The sequence below is a fragment of the Endozoicomonas sp. G2_2 genome, assembly GCF_017744135.1.
GTDB lineage: Bacteria > Pseudomonadota > Gammaproteobacteria > Nevskiales > Salinisphaeraceae > Salinisphaera.
Window position 1 is genome coordinate 1 of sequence record NZ_JAGHQU010000017.1, and the last position, 18249, is coordinate 18249.

Genomic DNA, 18249 nt, shown 5'->3' on the forward strand with positions numbered 1-18249 from the left:
GGAAAGCAGATTAGCCTCGGGCATGGCGGTGGCCTTTCTTGGTTGCCTGGAATGCGTGGTAGCAATCCAAGCTTAAGCCATGCGGTCACCGCCGCCTTTCACGCTTATCTGCGAAGAACCTTTTTTTCTGTCTACGCGCCGTGCGCGACCTCAGTCGAGGCGCGTGCGTATCTCCTCTAGGAGCCCCGCTGATGCGTCCTCGATCATGTCCAGCACGCGTTCGAAACCCTGCTCGCCGCCGAAATACGGGTCGGGTACGGCTTCGCCGCGGTATCGCGCGCTAAATGTGCTGAACAGGGCGATACGCGCGCGCACCTTGCCCCGGGTGTTCGCCATCTGTTCGAGGTCTGCCAGGTTGTCGGCATCCATGGCCAGCACATAGTCGAATCGTTCGAAGTCCGTCGCTTGTACCTGCTGTGCCCGCAGATCGCTGAGATCGATGCCCCGGGCTGCCGCGGCAGCCGTCGCACGACGGTCCGGTGGCTTGCCGATATGCCAGTCGCCCGTACCCGCGGACTCGATATGGACGCGATCCGCCCAGCCTGCCCGCGCCACCGCTTCCCGAAACACGCCGTGCGCACTCGGTGAACGACAGATATTGCCCAGACAGACGAAGAGAACGGCGATTGGTGTGTGGCCCGTCATCGTTCTGCACCCGCTTTGGACATCAACTGCTCGACCCGTGCCAGATCGGCCGGCGTGTCCACGCCCGGGCCCGGCGTAGCGACCGCCTCGACCAGGGCAATCGGTATATCGAGATCGAAGGCGCGAAGCTGCTCCAGCGATTCGGCGCGCTCCAGCACGCCGGGCGCGGCCGCGGAAAACCGCTTCAGCGCCCCGACACGGTATGCGTATATGCCGAGATGTCGGAACGCGCCCGAAAACTCGCGATTGTCGCTGTCTCGATGAAACGGGATCGGCGCGCGACTGAAATAGACTGCCCGGCCTCGCGCGCCGGCGACGACCTTGACCACGCTGGGGTTTGCGAACTCCTCGCCACTCAGGATCGGCGTGCAGGCGGTAGCGATGCCCGCCGACGGGTCGTTGTCCAGAGCCGCGCCGACCTGATCGATCAGACGCGACGGCATCAGCGGTTCGTCCGCCTGAACGTTGACCACGATCGCGTCGTCGGACCACCCGCGCTGTTCGACCACCTCGGCGATTCGATCACTGCCGCATTGGTGATCGGCGCGCGTCATGCAGGCCGTCGCGCCGGCATGTTCGGCCGCGGACGCGATCGTCTCGGCATCCGTGGCCACGCATACGTCGGTTGCCCCGCTCGCCCGCGCTGCGCGACAGACGTGGGCGATCATGGGCTCACCCGCAATATGCCGCAGAACCTTGTCCGGCAGCCGCGTACTGGCCAGGCGTGCAGGAATGACGACAACGAAACTCATTGAGATACGGCCTCCTTTGCGCCTCGCGCATGACGACACAGCCGATCAAGCAAAGTATCCACACGCCGCGCGGCCCGGTCTGAAAACACCAGCGTTGTGCCGACGCGCCAGTGTCGCGCGTCCGCCAGCGCGGCGCACTTCACGGCGTCCTTGTCGGTCATGAGCACGGGATAGTCTTCGGCAAAGCGTATGTGCGTGCCCGCGTATTCGTGATGGTCGGGCATGGGATGTTCGATCACGTCGAGTCCGGCCTCGCGCAGCATGGCAAAAAAACGTGCGGGATCGCCGATACCGGCCACGGCGTGTACCGGGGTCTCGAGAAAGTCGACGAGCTCGCGCTGCGTGCCGGAGACGATCCCGTGCACCGTGCCCGGTACGAGCCAGAAGTCCCCGTCGGCACCGTGTGTGAGCGACAGGTCCACCTCGTCGAGACGGCTTGCCGGCTCGCGCAACGGTCCGGCCGGCAGCATCCAGCCGTTGCCGAGGCCGCGCCGTGCGTCGGTCACCGCGATCTCGCCGTCGCGTGCCAGCGCGTAGTGTTGCAGCCCGTCGTCGGCGAGCACGATGTCGACGCCATTGTGCTCGACCAGCCGACGCGCGCCGCGCGGCCGGCGCGGGTCAACCACCACCGGCACGCCACTCGCCCGCGCGATCATCAGCGGCTCATCGCCGCAGCGCGCGGGCGACACGTCAGGCGTCACCTCGAGCGGATAAGTCGCTGCCTTGCCGCCGTAGCCGCGCGAGACCACGCCCACCTGCAATCCGCGGCCCTTGAGTCGCTCGATGAGTGCGAGCGTCAGCGGCGTCTTGCCGCTGCCCCCCACCGTGATGTTGCCGACCACGAGAACCGGCGCACCGACTTCCACGGCGTCGAGCCAGCCGCGGCCGTAGGCATTACGGCGCACGGCCACGACGGCGCGAAAAAGCCAGGCTAGCGGGCGCAACGGCCACCAGGCGCCGCCCGCGCTATACCAGCTGCGCTCGAGCGCCGCGCGCAGCGACGAGCCGAGCGCGCTCATCGGGTCATGGTGTTTGTGGCGTGCACGCGCAGACGGGCCCGCAAGCGGCCTAGTCCGGCCGCGCGAACTGGATATCGTGCAGGCTGCGATAATGCCCGCCGATGCGCATCAGCTCGTCGTGCGTGCCCTGCTCGACCAGCTCACCGTCATGCAGCACCACGATACGGTCGGCGTCCTGAATCGTGGACAGCCGGTGCGCGATCACGAGCGTGGTGCGATCCTGCATGAGTACATCGAGCCCCTTCTGAATCGCTTTCTCGGACTCGGTGTCGAGCGCCGAGGTCGCCTCGTCGAGGATGAGAATCGGCGAATCCTTCAACAACGCCCGCGCAATCGCGATGCGCTGACGCTGGCCGCCGGACAGCATGATCCCGTTCTGCCCCACGAGCGTGTCGTAGCCGTTGGGCAGCGACTGGATGAACTCGTCGGCATAGGCCCGCCGCGCCGCGTCCATGATCGTCTCGCGATCCGCGCCGCCCAGCGCCCCGTAGGCGATATTGCCGGCGACCGTATCGTTGAACAGCACGACGTTCTGGTCGACGAGGCTGATCTGCTGGCGCAGGTCCGCGAGCCTGTATTCCATCAGTTCGTGACCGTCGAGCTGGATGCTGCCGTCGCTGTAATCGTAGAAGCGCGGCAACAGCGACAGCAGCGTCGACTTGCCGCTGCCGGAGCGGCCCACGAATGCAACGGTCTGCCCCGGCTTGATCTCGAAATTGATATCGCGCAGCACCGCGTGCTCGGTAAGCGGATACCGGAACGACAGCTCACGCACGACGATATCGCCTTTCGCGCGTTCGATCGCACGCGTGCCGTGGTCATTTTCGGTGGGCTCGTCGATCAGCTCGAATATCGCGCCTGCCGCCGCCATGCCTGCCTGGATGGTCGCGTTCACGCTCGTCAGGCGCTTGATCGGCCCCATCATAGCCATCATTGCGCCAAAGAACGTGGCCAGATCACCCGGCGACATGATCCCGCCGCCGGTGTCGCGCACGGCCACGGACACCACGAACGCGACCGCGAAGGCCGCGATCAGCTGGATCACGGGCACGCTCGCCGCGCTCGTCGTGGCCTTGCGCATCGACATGCGCCGATTGCGCTCGTTGATGCGATCGAAACTGTGGCGTTCGTGCGCCTGCCCGCCGAACACCTTAACCACACGCTGGCCGGTAAGCACTTCCTCGCTGACGTGCGTGATGTCACTCATCGACTGCTGAATGCTCATGCTGTAGCGACGGAAACGCTTCGAGACATGACTGACGATCACCGCGATGATCGGACCCACGACGAGCGTGATCAGCGCGAGCGACCAGTTCACCCAGAACATCAGGAAGGTGAAACCCACGATGCGCAGCGAGTCCTGAATCATGATCGTGATGGCGCTGGTCGCGGCACCCGAGATCTGGCCCGTGTAGTAGGTGAGCTTTGCCGTCGTCTTGCCGGTCGAGTTCGCATCGAAGAAACTGGCTGGCAGCCGCAGAAACTGCGCGAATATGTCGCGGCGCACGTTGTAGATCACCCGATTGGCAACCCAGGACATGCCGTAGCTCGAGCAGAAGCCGAACGCGCCACGCAGCAGAAACAGGCCGAGCATGAACACCGGAATCCAGCGGATCATCCAGGGATCGCGGTCGACGATACTGCCGTCCAGCAGCGGCTTGAGAATATAGATGAGGCCCGTATCGGCCGCCGCGTAGCCGGCCATGCCCAACATCGCGATACCCAGCCACTTCTTGTGCACCCAGGTGTAGCGCAACAGGCGAGGATATATCTCGCCGATCGGCATGTGGGTCTCGATTTTCTTCTTCGCCAAAATCCGAAGCCTGTTCCGTAGGGAGAGTCAGTGTCGCGATAACGGGCATGGCCCGCTCTGGGGGATCAATTGCCGCTGCCTGTCGCGATCTCGACGTGCGCAAAGCCGGCCTGCGATGCCGAATCCAGCGCATGCACGACCGCGGCATGGGTCGCGCGGCCATCGGCGCGCACCCGCAAGGCGCGATTCGGGTATTGTGCCCGCAGCGCCTGCAGCGATGCGACCAGCGCATCCGTTTCCGCCGGTTTGCCGTCCACGCGGTAGACACCCTCGCCGGTGACGTCGACCACGAGCGCGTCCGCAGCCGTGCTGGGCTGAGCGGTGACGGCAGCCGGCAGTTCCAACGGCAGGTCGCGCTCGTCGATGAAACGGCTCGACACCATGAAAAAGATCAACAGCAGAAAGACGATGTCGATCAGCGGCGTGAGGTTGACGGACGGCTCCTGATCGACCGTTCGTCGCACGAACTTCATGTGGTGCGCTCGGCACGCTGCAGTTCGATCAGCCGCACCGCCCATTGTTCGAGCAACAGCCCGCGTTTTTCTACCAGACCGTTGAAAAAGCGATAGGCCACGAGCGCGGGAATCGCCACGCAAAGCCCGGTCGCTGTGGTGACCAGCGCCTGCCCGATACCGCCGGCCAGCGCCTGGGCGTCGCCAAGGCCCGATTCCGTCATGGTCGCGAAGATGCGAATCATGCCGGCCACGGTCCCGAGCAGACCCAGTAGCGGGGTGATCGCGGCGATCGTGCCCAGCGTGTTCAGGTAGCGCGACATGTCGTGGGCGGCCTGGCGCCCGGCCTCCTCGATACGCTCACGGCGAATATCTGCCGCCTCGGTTCGCGTGGCGAGTACCGCAGCCCAGACACGTCCGAGCGGGCTGTGCGCTTCCAGAGCTTCTCGATCGGGCGCATCGAGTGCGGGCGATCGTGCCAGCTGGTCGCGCTGCGCGACGAGATTCGGCGGTGCAATGCGCAGCGTGCGCAGTGCCCAGGCGCGCTCGATCACGATTGCGAGTCCCAGTACCGAACAGATCGCGATCGGCAGCATCAGCCATCCGCCGGCCGCCAGCATTTCCGCCATGCCTCTCCTTTGCGCTGTCGGGCGAGACGGCATGATAATCGCGCGCGCCGATGCCGGCCACCCGGCGCGCTCAGGGCACGTGCCAGACGCGCGGCACCACATGACGCCAGCGCCGGATCTCTATCGCGTCGGGCACCGCCGGCACGCGCACCTCGACGGCGCCGGCACTGGCCGTGTTCGAAACCTCGGCGCCGATATCACCCAGGCGCTCTATCACCTCCGGCGCCGGAAACCCCCAGCGGTTCTGCCACCCGGCCGAAATCAGCGCATGGCCCGGCGATACCGCGTCGAGGAAATCTTTCGACGTCGAACTGCCGCTGCCGTGGTGGGCCACCACGAGTACGTCGGCGCCGAGCCGCACGGGAGCGCGCTCGACCAGCAGCGCTTCGGTCGCGGCTTCGATATCGCCGGTCAACAAGGTGCGCCCGCCGGGGCCATCGACAAGAACCACGCAGGAGCGCATGTTGCGCGGCGTCTCGGGACCGATATCGCGTGCCGCCGGGTAGAGGACGAAAAATCTCACGCCGTCCCATTGCCAGCGCTGCCCTGCCCGGCAGGGGCGCGCGCCGCCGGCACCGATACGCTGCTTCACCGTCAGATCGCGCTCCACCGCCGCGGCACCGCCGGCATGGTCGATATCGGCGTGGCTGATGATCATGCGATCGATCTCGGAACGGCCCACGTGGCGCAGATAAGGCACAACGAACGTGGCCCCGGCATCGAAACCGGTGCGATACGCGGGGCCGGCGTCATAGAGCAGCGTGTGGTGGCGCGTGCGCAGCGCCACGGCCAAGCCCTGACCGACGTCGAGTACCGTCATTCGATAGGCGCCGGGCGGGATCTCTTGAAATAGTGGCCGCCACCCCAGCAGTGCCGGCAAAAGGAAGATCGGCGCAAGCCAACGCCCGGGCAAGCCCCGAGGCAAGAACGCAACCACCACGCCCACGACGGCGAGCAACAACGCAATCATGCCCGGCATGGCGATGGCGACGGACGCGGGCGGCCAAGCGGCAATGCCGGCGAGCACGGGCCAGCCATGCGCCAAACCGGCTGCGACCGCGACCAGCAGCGGCGCGCCCAACGGCGGCCATACCAACGCTACCAGCACCGCGATCAGGATCACCGGCACCGCAAACGCCGCCAGGGGCACAAGAACGGCGTTGACCAGTGGCGCGACGAGCGACGCCTCACCGAAAAACCAGGCCGTGACCGGCGCGAGACCTGCAACCAGTCCGAGTTGCAGAACGCCGAAACCGATAACCCGGCGTGCCGCGGCCAAACGCGCGAGATAGATGAGCCAGGCCACCGCGCCAAACGAAAGCCAGAAACCGGGCGCGTTCACGGAGGCCGGCGACCACACCACCACCGCGATCGCGGCCATGGCGAGCACGCGCGACGCCGCCATACGCCGCATCGACAGCAGCGCCGCCAGCCCCGCGGCGACCATGATCAATGCGCGCTGCGTGGGTAACGCAAACCCTGCCAGCAGGGCATAGACCAGCGCGCCGAACAAGGCGATGGGCGCGGCGACCAAGAGCGCCGATACACCCGGGGTTAGCCGCAGTGCCAGCCATCGCGCAGCGAAAAACAGCCAACCCGCGATCAAACCGATATGCAGTCCGGATATGGCCACGAGATGACTCGTGCCGGTCGCGCGCAGCACATCCCACTGAACATCGGTGATGTCGTCTCGTGCACCGAGCGCCAACGCCGCGATGATCCCGCGCATCGGCGCGTCGCCCAGCGTCGTGTTCAGCCTATCGAGAGCGGCCGCCCGCCAGCGATCCATGGACTCGACCGCAGGTCGATCGCAGCGGCCCATTTGCCTGACATAGCCGGTTGCATCGATGCGCTCGCGCCAGAGCCAGGCTTCGTAGTCGAATGTGCCCGGGTTGGCGGAACCGTGCGGCGTATCGAGTTTGATCGCCGCGCTCACACAATCGCCCGGGCGCAGCGTGTGCGCCGGGTCGTACCAGGAGATTCGAGACCGATACGGCGGGCTGTCACGCGCAAGGACAAAGCGGCTGCGAAACGCGTCGTTCGAGACCAGGCCTGCCACTCGCCCCGTCAGCGAAACGGTGTCGCCGCTACGCGCCACGGGCCAGCGCGAATCGATACGCTGGCCCATGTCGATACTCGTCCACGCGCTTGCGAGCAGCAACGCTGCGACGATCGTTCGCCCCGGCCAGCGCCGCAGACAAAACACAAGGCCCACGAGCAGCCAGACGAGAGAGACCGGCTCGGGTCGCAGATAGGTCGCAAGCGTGCTCGCGATCACGGCTACCGCGAGTACACGCGGATCCGACTCGAGCGCACGTAACAGAGGCGCCACGTTCGTTCGGGGCCGTCCCGAAATACTGCCTGTAACCCCATCGCCGACCATGACCGCTCCGGCACGCGACATCGGCGTGCCTTATCGTTATGCGGTTACTGTATCGGCCACGATTGCCGCAAGCGCACGCCGCACACCTGTCGCACCGCGAAGGTGGCGCGTAGATGACCTACGGGTGTGCTCACCGCGGCGCGAAACTCGACGACGCAACCGCGCCGCGGATCAGACCAGGGCGGCGTCCTCTGCCGGCGCGAGATGCCCGTCCTCAAGTGTCCAGACCTGGTCCATGCGCTGGGCCAGTTCCCGGTCGTGGGTCACCATGACCAGACTGGTGTTCAACGACTCGTTGAGCTCGAGCATCATGTCGAACACGCTCGACGCGGTGCGATGATCCAGGTTGCCGGTCGGCTCGTCCGCGAGAATACAGGCCGGACGCGTGACGAGCGCGCGTGCGACGGCGGCCCGTTGACGCTCGCCACCGGACAGTTCGGTCGGCTTGTGCTCGAGGCGATCCCCCAGGCCCACCTTGCGCAGCAGATCGCGGGCCGCGTCGAGCGCTGGCGCGGGCGAACCGCGCCGGATCAGCAGCGGCATGGCCACGTTTTCGACCGTGGTGAACTCCGGCAGCAGATGGTGAAACTGGTAGATGAAACCCAGCTTTTCGTTGCGTAGCTTGCCGCGCGCAGCGTTCGAGAGGGTGGTCATGTCCCGCCCGCCGATCCGCACTTCACCGGTGGTGGGCACATCCAGCCCGCCGAGCAGATGCAGCAACGTGGACTTGCCCGAGCCGGACGCTCCGATGACCGCGATCTTGGCGCCCGGCGCCACGTCGAGGTTGATATCGTCGAGCACCGTGACCGGCTCGCGCACCTCGGTGAATGTCTTAGACAGCTGCGTGCAGCCCAGCACGCTGGTGGCTTGATCACTCATAGCGCAACGCCTCCGCCGGCTGCACCCGGGCGGCGCGCCAGGCCGGGTAAAGCGTGGAAAGGAAAGACAGCACGAGCGACAGCAGTGCAATCCGCACCACGTCGGTTTCATGCAGCTCGGCCTTGAGCTGGCTGATGTAGTACACGTCCGCCGACAGCAGATCCGTATTCAGCAGGCTTTCGAGCATGGGCACGATATGTTCGATGTTGATCGACAGCAGGATGCCCAGCGCCACGCCGACCACCGTGCCGATTACGCCGATCAGCGACCCCTGCACCATGAAGATCGCCATTACCGACTTCGGCGACATGCCCAGCGTACGCAGAATCGCGATATCGCCCTGCTTGTCGGTGACCACCATCACCAGCATCGACACGATATTGAACGCCGCCACCGCGATGATCAGGCTCAGGATGATGAACATCACCGTCTTCTCGGTCGCGATCGCGTGGAAGAAGTTCGCATGCTGACGGGTCCAGTCCGATACCCGCTTGCCCGGGTCGAGAACCACCTGTAGCTGGCGGCTGACGTCCGGTGCATCGAACATGTCCTTGAGGTGCAGACGCAGGCCGCTGACGCCGTCCTTCATGTTGTAGAGCGTGGCCGCGTCGCCCATGTGCACCATCACCATGCCGCGGTCGTACTCGTACATGCCCACCTTGAAGACGCCGCCCACGGTGAACCGCCGGAAACGCGGCACGATGCCGGCCGGCGTGATGTTCGCCTCCGGAATCATCAGGTCGATCTTGTCGCCCACGCCCACGCCGAGCAGCGTCGCGAGTTCGGCACCGATGACAATGCGGTACTTGCCTTTCTCGAGTGCGCCGAACTCGCCGGCGACCATGTGATCGGCCACGTCCGAGACGTTGCGCTCCTGCGCGGGGACCACACCACGAATCATGGTGCCGGCCATGTTGCGCCCCGAGCGCACCATGCCCTCGCCACTGATATATGGCGCGGCACCTTCGACGTCCTTGATGCGTCGGTCGACCTGCGTCTCCAGATCCTGCCAGCCCTGCAGCGCGCCGCGCCCGCTGGAAATTTCCACATGGGACGCCATGCCGAGAATACGATCGCGCAGCTCCGCCTCGAAGCCGTTCATGACCGACAGCACCGTGATGAGCAGCATCACCGCCAGCGCGATTCCCCCCATCGAGATGGAGGAAATGAAGGAGATGAAATGGTTGCGCCGCTTGGCCCGTGTGTATTTCAGGCCGGCGTAGAGTTCTAGGGGTCTAAACATTGGCGCGCATTAAAGCATAATGGCGTTCATCGGCGCAGGGGGTCTGCTGCCGACGAGCACACCGGGGGAAATCGGTCATGCGCATGAGAACGTCTGTGTTTCTATTAGTTCAGGTCACGGGGCTGATTTTTCCGGCCGCCGGCGCGTTCGCTGCGAGTGCGCAAGGCTACGGCAGCGGCGAGCACAGCGCGCCGCAATCGCAAAGTCATACGGCGCAAACCACTACGCGGGGCACGGTGCTGGAGATGCCCGCCGCGAGCGATGCCGCGGGACAGGCATCTTCGCCGCCCTCGGCCCGCCCGGACACGCCCCCACGCGGGATGACCAAATCCCGGGTGCTGGCACGCTACGGCAAGCCCGTCAGCCAGAGCGGGCCCGTCGGTCAGCCGCCGATCTCGCGCTGGGACTATCCCGACTACCGGCTTTACTTCGAGTACGACCACGTACTGCATGCCGTAATCCCGGATCACCCCGAGCCGATTGCGCATACCGAAGAACTTCAGACCGGCAACTAGATGGCAGAACGAACCCCGGCGCCCGAATGGGCGTCGCAACAGGCCACCCTACTCGTCTGGCCGCGCGCCGGCGGCGACTGGGGCGACGGCCTGGCGGCGGCACGCGATGCCATTGCCGAGCTTGCCGCCGTGCTTTGCGCCTACCAGCCGGTAATACTCGCGGCCACCGACGCCGAATGCCGGGACGGTATCGCGGCCCATGCGACGCTCGCCGAACTCGACCGCCTGACGGTCGTCGACGTGCCCAACGACGATATCTGGGCGCGCGATACCGGGCCGATCACGGTATTCGACGACGGCGAACGCCGCTTTCTGGATTTTCGCTTCGATGGCTGGGGCGGCCAGTTCGCCGCCAGCCGAGACGACGCCTTCACCGCCGCCATCCACGCAACCGGCTGTCTCGGCGCCGGCACACTGGAACGCCACGAGCTCACGCTCGAAGGGGGCAGTATCGAGGCCAACGGCGCCGGCGCGCTGCTGACCACCGAACGCTGCCTGATCAAGGGCCGGCGCAATGATCATATCGATATCGATCGCGATCACGCGGCCGCCCTGCTGAGAGAGGCACTCGGCGTCAAGACCGTGCACTGGCTCACCGAGGGCGACCTGATCGGCGACGACACCGACGGTCATATCGACACCCTCGCCCGCTTCGTGGCCGCCGATACGATCGTCTATCAAGGCTGTCGGGATCGAAACGACGATCACTACGCGCCGCTTGCGGCGATGGCCGAGGAACTCGCCGCCCTGCGCGATGCAAACGGCCAGGCTTATCGACTCGTCGAACTGCCGCTGCCCCGGCCAATTCACGACCCGGACGACGGCCACCGCCTGCCGGCCGGCTATGCGAACTTTCTGATCGCCAACGGCTGTATCGTCATGCCTGCTTTCGACGACCCGGCCGACGACGCCGCGCGCAAGATCATCGCCGAACTGTTCCCGGACCGCGATATCCACACTGTCGACAGCCGCGCCTTGATTCGCCAGCACGGCGGCCTACATTGTGCCGCCATGCAGATTCCGGCCGAGCCGAACTAGATGAACCGATCCGATCCCCTGCGCGTCGCCATCGCGCAATACGCCTGTACGCCCGATCCGGCCACCAACCTGGATACGGCCGTGACCTACATCGAGCAGGCCGGTGCGGCCGGCGCGAAGCTGGTGCTGCTGCCCGAACTGCACAACACGCCCTATTTCTGCCAACGCGAAGACCCGGCGCTGTTCGATCTCGCCGAGCCGATCCCCGGCCCGTCGACAGAGCGCCTTGCCCGCGCCGCGGAGGACGCCGGCGTCGTAGTCGTGGCCTCGCTGTTCGAGCGCCGTGCCGCCGGGCTCTATCACAACACCGCCGTAGTGCTGGACAGCGACGGCACGCTCGCCGGGCGCTATCGCAAGATGCATATTCCGGACGATCCCGAGTACTACGAAAAGTACTACTTCACCCCGGGCGATCTCGGCTTCACCCCGATCGACACCTCGATCGGCCGGCTCGGCGTGCTCGTCTGCTGGGACCAGTGGTATCCGGAAGCTGCCCGCCTGATGGCACTGGCCGACGCCGAACTGCTGATCTATCCGTCGGCGATCGGCTGGGACGACGTGACCGACGACAACGCGGAACAGACCCGCCAACTCGGCGCTTGGCAGGGCGTGCAGCGCGGCCATGCGATCGCCAACAGCCTCGCCGTGGTGACCTCCAACCGCGTCGGCATCGAAGGCGACAACGGCACCGAGATTCGTTTCTGGGGCCACAGCTTCGTGTTCGGCCCGCAGGGCGAAACCCTGGCCGAAGCCGGCGAGAATCCAGAACTGCTCGTCGCCAACGTCGAGCTGCAACGCACCGAACAGTTGCGACGTATCTGGCCGTTCCTTCGCGACCGGCGTATCGACGCCTTCGGCGACATCACTCGCCGTTTTCGCGACTAGAACGCCGTTTTCCACCTCAGGCGCTGGGCTCGTTGCGGTCCGGCGGTTGTGCAATAATCCGCGCCCTTGCGATGACCAGTCTCTCCGAAAAAACCGCGACCGTGCGCGCGCTCGCCCCGCCGCCACTGCGCCCGGGCGCCCACGACCGCTGGCACGGCCTGCATGGCTGTGCCGCCGCGCTCGCGCTCGCGCGTGCGGCGCACGACCACACCGGGCTGACGGTTGCCGTGGTCGCCGACGAACACCGCGCCTATCGGCTCGAGGAAGAACTGCGCTTCTTCGCCGCGGCCGATCTCTCCGTACGCCACTTCCCGGATTGGGAAACGCTGCCCTACGACGTGTTCTCGCCACATGCGGATATCGTCTCCGAACGGCTGGCGCTGCTGCATGCCCTGCCCGGCATGGGCCGCGGCATTCTCATCATCGCCGCCGACACGCTGCTCCAGCCGCTGCCGCCGACCACCTTCGTCGACGCGCGTGCGATGGTGTTCAAGGCCGGCGATACGCTGGATTTCCACGCCCTTCGCGAGCGCCTGGAAGCGGCGGGCTATGCCGCGGTTTCGGAAGTGAGAACGCACGGCGAGTACGCGATTCGCGGCGCGGTGATGGATCTCTACCCGATGGGCACAGACACGCCCTACCGGCTCGATCTGTTCGACGACGAGATCGAAACCATCCGGGCCTTCGATCCCGACACCCAGCGCTCGACCGACAAGCTGGACCAGATTCGCCTGCTGCCGGCGCGCGAGTTCCCGCTCGACGAGGACGCCATCAAGGCGTTTCGGTCGCGCTATCGCCAGCGTTTCGAAGGCGATCCGGGGGCGAGCATGATCTATCGCGATGTCTCGCGCGGCATTCCGCCGGGCGGCATCGAGTCCTACCTCAATCTGTTTTTCGACGATACCGCCTCGCTGTTCGACTACCTGCCGGCGCAAAGCGCGGTCATCGAACTGGGCGATGTCGATGCCGCCGTGAATGGCGCCTGGCAGTCCATCGAATCCCGCTACGAGCAGCGCTCGGTCGACCCCGAGCGCCCGCTGCTCGCGCCCGACGAGGCGTTCGTCACCCCGGCGCGACTGCGCACCGGTCTCGATGCCATCACCGCTGCCCGCATGGTGGACGGCGCGGACGACGACGGCGAAATCTTCGACGTCTCGCCCGTACCCGCGCTCACGGGCGCCGACATCGTCGCCACCGGGCGTGCGCTGCGTGCCTTCTTCGACGAATTCGACGGCCGCATCCTGATCACCGGCGATTCCGCCGGCCGCCGCGAGGCCCTGCGCGACTGGCTGACCTCGCTGGGGCTGTCGCCCGCGCGGGCCGAGGGCTGGTCGGATTTCGTCGACTACAACAAGCACATCGCGGTCACCAGCGCGCCACTGGAAGCCGGCGCGATCCTGGACGGCGATTCGATCGCGATCATCGCGGAAAGCCAGCTCACCGGCAGTCGCCCGCCGGCCAAGAAACGCCGGCGCGTCCAGCGCGACCCGGAAACCTCGATCCGCGAACTGACCGATCTCGCGCCCGGCGCGCCGGTCGTGCATCAGGACAACGGCGTGGGCCGCTACAAGGGCCTGCAGAAGCTCTCGGCCGGCGGCGTCGAGAACGAATTCGTCACCATCGAATATGCCGGCGGCGATCTGCTCTATGTGCCGGTCGCCTCCCTGCATCTGGTGCATCGCTTCACCGGCGCCGATGCGGAAACCGCGCCGCTGCATCGGCTGGGCAACGACCGCTGGGCCAAGGCGCGCAAGAAAGCCGCCAAACGCGCCCGCGACGTCGCCGCCGAGCTGCTCGAGATTCAGGCCAAGCGCGCTTCGCGCCAGGGCGTTTCGATGGTGCCGGACGCCGACGACTATGCCCGCTTTGCTGCCGGCTTTCCGTTCGAGGAAACGCCCGACCAGCAGCGCGCGATCGACGAAGTCCTGGGCGATCTCGAACGCGACACGCCCATGGACCGTGTGGTCTGTGGCGATGTCGGCTTCGGCAAGACCGAGGTGGCCCTGCGCGCTGCCTTCGCGGCGATCTCGGCCGGCTATCAGGTCTGCGTGCTCGTGCCGACCACCCTGCTCGCCCAGCAGCACTACCAGAACTTCGCCGATCGCTTTGCGGACTGGCCGGTGCGGGTCGCCGCACTCTCACGTCTGCGCACCGGCAAGCAACGCGACGAACTGCTCGCGGACATGACCGCGGGCAAGCTGGATATCGTCATCGGCACCCATCGGCTGCTGCAGAAGGATATCCGCTTCAAAAAGCTCGGCGTACTGATCGTCGACGAGGAACACCGCTTCGGCGTGCGCCACAAGGAGCGCATCAAGAGCCTGCGCGCGCAGGTCGACCTGCTCACGCTTACCGCGACGCCGATTCCGCGCACGCTGAACATGAGCCTGTCCGGCCTGCGCGATCTGTCGATCATCGCCACGCCGCCGGAATCGCGCCTGGCGATTCAGACCTTCGTATCGCGCCAGGACACCGCGCTGATCCAGGAAGCCGTACGCCGCGAAATGCGCCGCGGCGGCCAGGTCTACTACCTGCACAACAAGGTCAAGGATATCGAGCGCAAGGCGCGCGATCTCGCCGCGATTCTGCCCGAGGCGCGGATTCGCGTGGCCCACGGGCAGATGCACGAGCGCGAGCTCGAAGCCGCGATGCTCGATTTCTATCACCGGCGCTTCGATATCCTGCTCTGCACCACGATCGTGGAGTCCGGCATCGACGTGCCGAGCGCGAACACCATCATCATCGACCGGGCGGATACGTTCGGCCTCGCCCAGCTGCATCAGCTGCGCGGGCGTGTCGGGCGCTCTCACCATCGCGCCTATGCCTACCTGCTCACGCCGCCGCGCGAGTCGATGACGCCGGATGCCGAAAAACGCCTGGACGCGCTCGCGTCGCTCGGCGATCTCGGCGCCGGTTTCGCGCTCGCCACCCACGACCTGGAGATTCGCGGCGCGGGCGAGCTGCTCGGCGAAGGCCAGTCCGGTCAGATTCAGGAAATCGGCTTCGATCTCTATCGCCAGATGCTCGATCGCGCCGTAAATGCGTTCAAGCGCGGCGAGGTGCCGGAAGCGGATGCGGACGAGCTGATGTCCGCTACCGAGGTCGAGCTGGGTGCCACCGCCCTGCTGCCCGAGGAATACATCCCCGATGTGCATATGCGCCTGGTGCTGTACAAGCGCATCAGTGCCGCCAAGGACCACGGCGCCCTGCGCGCGCTCAAGGTCGAGCTCATCGACCGCTTCGGGCTGCTCCCCGAGGCCACCGAAACGCTATTCGCCGCCACCGGGCTCAAACTCATGGCCAGCCCGCTGGCCATCGCCAAGATCGAAGCCGGGCCGGATGTCGGTCGTCTCAATTTCGCACGCAACAGCCGTATCGACCCGGCCCGTCTGATTGCGCTGGTTCAGGCCGACGCAAAATCCTACCGCCTGGAAGGCGACGCCCGGCTCGTGTTCTTCAACGACATGCCGGATGTAGAAACCCGGGTCGAGCGCATCCAGACCCTACTGGAAAAACTCGGCGCGCCGGCATTGAACGAGACAGAAGCGGCGGTAAACGAACGCTAGCTGCCCAGTCACGATCGGCCCCGTCATACGGATGGTCGTGCCCATCCGCTAGCCGATCCGTGCAAACCGGTCGCCATACCGTTCTTGTAGGCGTATTGCCGCCGGATAGCCGGATAATAACGGCTGGGAATGCGCCGACACGCCGTACGAGTCACGCACGGTGGGCGGGTAATAACCGCTCGGCCATCTCACGCGCATGGTCCAGGGGCGCGGCCTGGCGGCGTAGCGCCGCGGTGAGCATCGCGCCTTCGAGCAGGAAGAACCACTGCTCGGCGACGCCGGCAGGATCAGGGCACTGCGCCGCCCCGGCAAGGGCCTCGAGGCGTGAACGCATAGCCTGCTTGTGCGCGTACACGATCGCCTGCGCAGGATGCGAGGCATCAGCGATCTCAGCAGCGGCGTTGACGAAACCGCAACCGCGAAATTCATCCGCGACAGCCCACGCGCGATACGCCGCAAAGATCGCGTCGAGCTGGCCTGCAGGGTGAGGCTGTGTACCAAGCGAATTCGCCAGCTCTGTCTCCCAACGCCGATCCCGCGCACGCAGATGCTCAGTGATCAGACCGTCCTTGGAGCTGAAATGAGCATAAAGCGTCGCTTTGGTGACACCGGCCTCTGACGCGATTGCATTCACCCCCACGGCGTGAATGCCGTGTTGATAGAACAGTCGAGAGGCAGCAGCCAGGACGCGCTCACGGGCGCCGGGCTTCGCCGAAGTAGTGCGCGGACACATCGGGAATCTTTGACCTTTTACCATACCGACCGGTATGTTTAACACTAGCACTAGCGAAGTGCTGATGCATTTCAAAAGCCCGGAGCGTATATGACCGACCGCATCCAAGCGGTAACTTTCGACGTGCTTGAAACACTGCTCGATATCAACCCGATCAGTCGCCGTCTCGAAGAAGTCGGTCAGCCTGGGACAGTCCTGGATCCGTTCTTTATGCGCTTTCAGCGGGATGCGATGGCGCTGACGCTTGCCGGCGAGAACGCGGACTTTACCGCCACCGCCCGGCAGGCGCTGCGTACCGAGACACGCCAGTCAATGTCGGAAGATGCCATGGCGTACGTACTCGAGGGGTTTGCGACCGTACCCGCGTATGCCGATGCGTTTCCGGCGTTAAGCAGGCTTTCCGACGCGGGGGTCTCCATCGGCTGCCTGACCGTCGGCGATCCGAGCAACACCCGCACGTTTCTTGCCGGTGCAGGCCTGGAGCGCCACGTCGATCAGGTCATAACTTCGGACGCGGTGGGCGTGTGGAAGCCCGCACCTGCGGTTTACCATCACACCGCCGAGGCGCTGAATTGCCAGCTCGACCGGATGGCGATGGTCGCGGTGCATGCATGGGACTGCCATGGCGCCAAGCGTGCCGGCGCGGCGTCAGGCTGGTGCTCGCGGTTGGAAGGCGAACCCGGCGATGTCTTCCTGCCGCCGGACGTGCGCGGCGATGACCTTGTCGAAGTTGTCGAGGGGCTGCTGGCGCTATAGGAGCGACCGTCTCGCTGTCGCGCGCTGCATTAATCTGTTGACGGGACACGCGGGCTTAGTCGCCCGCATGGCCGCGCATATTGGCGGCGCTCAAACCGACGACGGCGCAGCCGGCCGCGCCGTCAGCGCGAGAACACGGTAGGTGCGCTAGGCGAGCCGGGGCGTCAGAGCGACCAGCAAACGCTCGATATCGGCCATACCCTGCGCGAGCGTGGCCTCGATCTCGGCGTGGATCGCCGCCCCGCCGCTACGCCCGGCGGCCTTGTTGACCACGACCGCACAGCAGGCATAGTCCAGCCCCGCTTCGCGGGCGAGCGCGGCTTCGGGCATGCCGGTCATGCCGATGATGTCGCAACCGTCGCGGGCCATGCGATCGATCTCGGCGGCGGTTTCCAGGCGCGGGCCCTGCGTGACACCGTGCACGCCGCCCGCGGCGGGGTCGAGGTTGAGTTCGCTTGCGGCCTCGACAAGCGCTTTCGACAGCGTAGCGGCGTAGGGCTCGGTGAAGTCGATATGGTCGAGCAGCCCGCCCTTCTCGTCGTCGTAGAAGCTGTGCGCGCGGCCCCAGCTGTAGTCGATGATCTGATCCGGAATCACGATACGCCCGGCATGCATGGCGTCGGTGATGCCACCGACGGCCGCGATGGCGATCACCTGGCGACAGCCCGCATCGGCCAGCGCCTGGATGTTGGCGCGATAGTTGATGCGATGCGGGGCGAGCTTGTGGCCCGGCCCGTGACGCATGACGAAGCAGATGGCGCGACCAGCCAGATGACCGCGCACCAGCGGCCCGGAGGGCGCGCCCCAGGCTGTCTCGATATCGGTATGTGTCTCGACGGCTTCCAGCGCCGCCAGATCGGCGAGCGCGGTGCCGCCGATGATGCCGATGGGCGCGTGATCACGGCGGGTCGATTCAGTCATGCGGACTTCAAGCGTTGGTC

16 protein-coding genes are annotated in these 18249 nt (G+C 65.8%); 5 read left to right on the top strand and 11 right to left on the bottom strand.

Translation table 11 applies throughout. The features are described 5' to 3' along the window. Positions 1-150: 150 nt before the first annotated feature. The 9 genes from J7355_RS15735 to J7355_RS15775 all read right to left on the bottom strand — a co-directional run bounded on the left by J7355_RS15735 (position 151) and on the right by J7355_RS15775 (position 9815). Positions 151-645 (bottom strand): low molecular weight protein-tyrosine-phosphatase, encoded by a 495-nt coding sequence (locus tag J7355_RS15735; protein WP_247740038.1) that lies wholly within the window; start codon positions 643-645, stop codon positions 151-153. Beyond that, positions 642-1397, bottom strand: a complete 756-nt coding sequence (gene kdsB, locus J7355_RS15740) for a 3-deoxy-manno-octulosonate cytidylyltransferase (RefSeq protein WP_209064395.1) — start codon at positions 1395-1397, stop codon at positions 642-644. The genes J7355_RS15735 and kdsB overlap by 4 nt, the downstream gene beginning before the upstream one ends. Next, the gene (gene lpxK / locus J7355_RS15745; protein ID WP_209064397.1) at positions 1394-2416 is read right to left on the bottom strand and encodes a tetraacyldisaccharide 4'-kinase; all 1023 of its coding nucleotides are present in this window, start codon (positions 2414-2416) and stop codon (positions 1394-1396) included. The genes kdsB and lpxK overlap by 4 nt, the downstream gene beginning before the upstream one ends. Before the next feature lie 49 nt (positions 2417-2465). Next, positions 2466-4229 (bottom strand): lipid A export permease/ATP-binding protein MsbA, encoded by a 1764-nt coding sequence (gene msbA / locus J7355_RS15750; protein WP_209064399.1) that lies wholly within the window; start codon positions 4227-4229, stop codon positions 2466-2468. A 65-nt stretch (positions 4230-4294) separates the two neighbouring features. Then, positions 4295-4702, bottom strand: a complete 408-nt coding sequence (locus J7355_RS15755; protein WP_209064401.1) for a biopolymer transporter ExbD — start codon at positions 4700-4702, stop codon at positions 4295-4297. Further along, positions 4699-5310 (bottom strand): MotA/TolQ/ExbB proton channel family protein, encoded by a 612-nt coding sequence (locus J7355_RS15760; RefSeq protein WP_209064403.1) that lies wholly within the window; start codon positions 5308-5310, stop codon positions 4699-4701. Before J7355_RS15760 ends, J7355_RS15755 begins: the two co-directional genes overlap by 4 nt. 70 nt (positions 5311-5380) lie before the next feature. Next, positions 5381-7642 (bottom strand): DNA internalization-related competence protein ComEC/Rec2, encoded by a 2262-nt coding sequence (locus J7355_RS15765; RefSeq protein ID WP_209064405.1) that lies wholly within the window; start codon positions 7640-7642, stop codon positions 5381-5383. Between the two features lie 222 nt (positions 7643-7864). Then, positions 7865-8572: a lipoprotein-releasing ABC transporter ATP-binding protein LolD gene (lolD, locus tag J7355_RS15770; RefSeq protein WP_209064407.1), complete on the bottom strand. Its 708-nt coding sequence runs from the start codon at positions 8570-8572 to the stop codon at positions 7865-7867. Continuing rightward, positions 8565-9815 carry a lipoprotein-releasing ABC transporter permease subunit gene (locus J7355_RS15775; protein ID WP_209064409.1) on the bottom strand — a complete coding sequence of 417 codons (1251 nt, stop codon included), beginning with the start codon at positions 9813-9815 and terminating at the stop codon, positions 8565-8567. The genes lolD and J7355_RS15775 overlap by 8 nt, the downstream gene beginning before the upstream one ends. 95 nt (positions 9816-9910) lie before the next feature. On the opposite strand from J7355_RS15775, the gene J7355_RS15780 reads away from it, so the two are divergent. The 4 genes from J7355_RS15780 (at position 9911) to mfd (ending at position 15819) form a co-directional block, all read left to right on the top strand. Further along, entirely contained in the window at positions 9911-10330 is a 420-nt protein-coding gene (locus J7355_RS15780) for a hypothetical protein (RefSeq protein ID WP_209064411.1), read from the top strand. Beyond that, complete coding sequence (locus J7355_RS15785; RefSeq protein WP_209064413.1) at positions 10331-11368, top strand: agmatine deiminase family protein; 1038 nt, start codon at positions 10331-10333, stop codon at positions 11366-11368. Further along, on the top strand, positions 11369-12253 hold the full coding sequence (locus J7355_RS15790) for a carbon-nitrogen hydrolase (RefSeq protein ID WP_209064414.1): 885 nt from the start codon (positions 11369-11371) through the stop codon (positions 12251-12253). Between the two features lie 71 nt (positions 12254-12324). Further along, on the top strand, positions 12325-15819 hold the full coding sequence (gene mfd, locus J7355_RS15795; protein WP_209064416.1) for a transcription-repair coupling factor: 3495 nt from the start codon (positions 12325-12327) through the stop codon (positions 15817-15819). 151 nt (positions 15820-15970) lie between these two features. On the opposite strand, the gene J7355_RS15800 is transcribed toward mfd, so the two are convergent. Beyond that, on the bottom strand, positions 15971-16552 hold the full coding sequence (locus tag J7355_RS15800) for a TetR/AcrR family transcriptional regulator (protein ID WP_209064418.1): 582 nt from the start codon (positions 16550-16552) through the stop codon (positions 15971-15973). Between the two features lie 90 nt (positions 16553-16642). On the opposite strand from J7355_RS15800, the gene J7355_RS15805 reads away from it, so the two are divergent. Beyond that, a complete protein-coding gene (locus J7355_RS15805) occupies positions 16643-17308 on the top strand; it encodes an HAD-IA family hydrolase (RefSeq protein WP_209064420.1) in 666 nt (221 codons plus the stop codon). Between the two features lie 147 nt (positions 17309-17455). Here J7355_RS15805 and J7355_RS15810 read toward each other — a convergent pair whose 3' ends face one another. Continuing rightward, entirely contained in the window at positions 17456-18229 is a 774-nt protein-coding gene (locus J7355_RS15810; RefSeq protein ID WP_209064422.1) for an S-methyl-5'-thioinosine phosphorylase, read from the bottom strand. Between the last annotated feature and the right edge of the window lie 20 nt (positions 18230-18249).

Excerpts from the sequence above, each read along its gene's own strand:
- J7355_RS15735 (WP_247740038.1), bottom strand. The coding sequence starts at position 645 with ATGACGGGCCACACACCAATCGCCGTTCTCTTCGTCTGTCTGGGCAAT.
- kdsB (WP_209064395.1), bottom strand. The coding sequence starts at position 1,397 with ATGAGTTTCGTTGTCGTCATTCCTGCACGCCTGGCCAGTACGCGGCTG.
- lpxK (WP_209064397.1), bottom strand. The coding sequence starts at position 2,416 with ATGAGCGCGCTCGGCTCGTCGCTGCGCGCGGCGCTCGAGCGCAGCTGG.
- J7355_RS15755 (WP_209064401.1), bottom strand. The coding sequence starts at position 4,702 with ATGAAGTTCGTGCGACGAACGGTCGATCAGGAGCCGTCCGTCAACCTC.
- J7355_RS15760 (WP_209064403.1), bottom strand. The coding sequence starts at position 5,310 with ATGGCGGAAATGCTGGCGGCCGGCGGATGGCTGATGCTGCCGATCGCG.
- lolD (WP_209064407.1), bottom strand. The coding sequence starts at position 8,572 with ATGAGTGATCAAGCCACCAGCGTGCTGGGCTGCACGCAGCTGTCTAAG.
- J7355_RS15775 (WP_209064409.1), bottom strand. The coding sequence starts at position 9,815 with ATGTTTAGACCCCTAGAACTCTACGCCGGCCTGAAATACACACGGGCC.
- J7355_RS15785 (WP_209064413.1), top strand. The coding sequence starts at position 10,331 with ATGGCAGAACGAACCCCGGCGCCCGAATGGGCGTCGCAACAGGCCACC.
- J7355_RS15790 (WP_209064414.1), top strand. The coding sequence starts at position 11,369 with ATGAACCGATCCGATCCCCTGCGCGTCGCCATCGCGCAATACGCCTGT.
- mfd (WP_209064416.1), top strand. The coding sequence starts at position 12,325 with ATGACCAGTCTCTCCGAAAAAACCGCGACCGTGCGCGCGCTCGCCCCG.
- J7355_RS15800 (WP_209064418.1), bottom strand. The coding sequence starts at position 16,552 with ATGTGTCCGCGCACTACTTCGGCGAAGCCCGGCGCCCGTGAGCGCGTC.
- J7355_RS15805 (WP_209064420.1), top strand. The coding sequence starts at position 16,643 with ATGACCGACCGCATCCAAGCGGTAACTTTCGACGTGCTTGAAACACTG.
- J7355_RS15810 (WP_209064422.1), bottom strand. The coding sequence starts at position 18,229 with ATGACTGAATCGACCCGCCGTGATCACGCGCCCATCGGCATCATCGGC.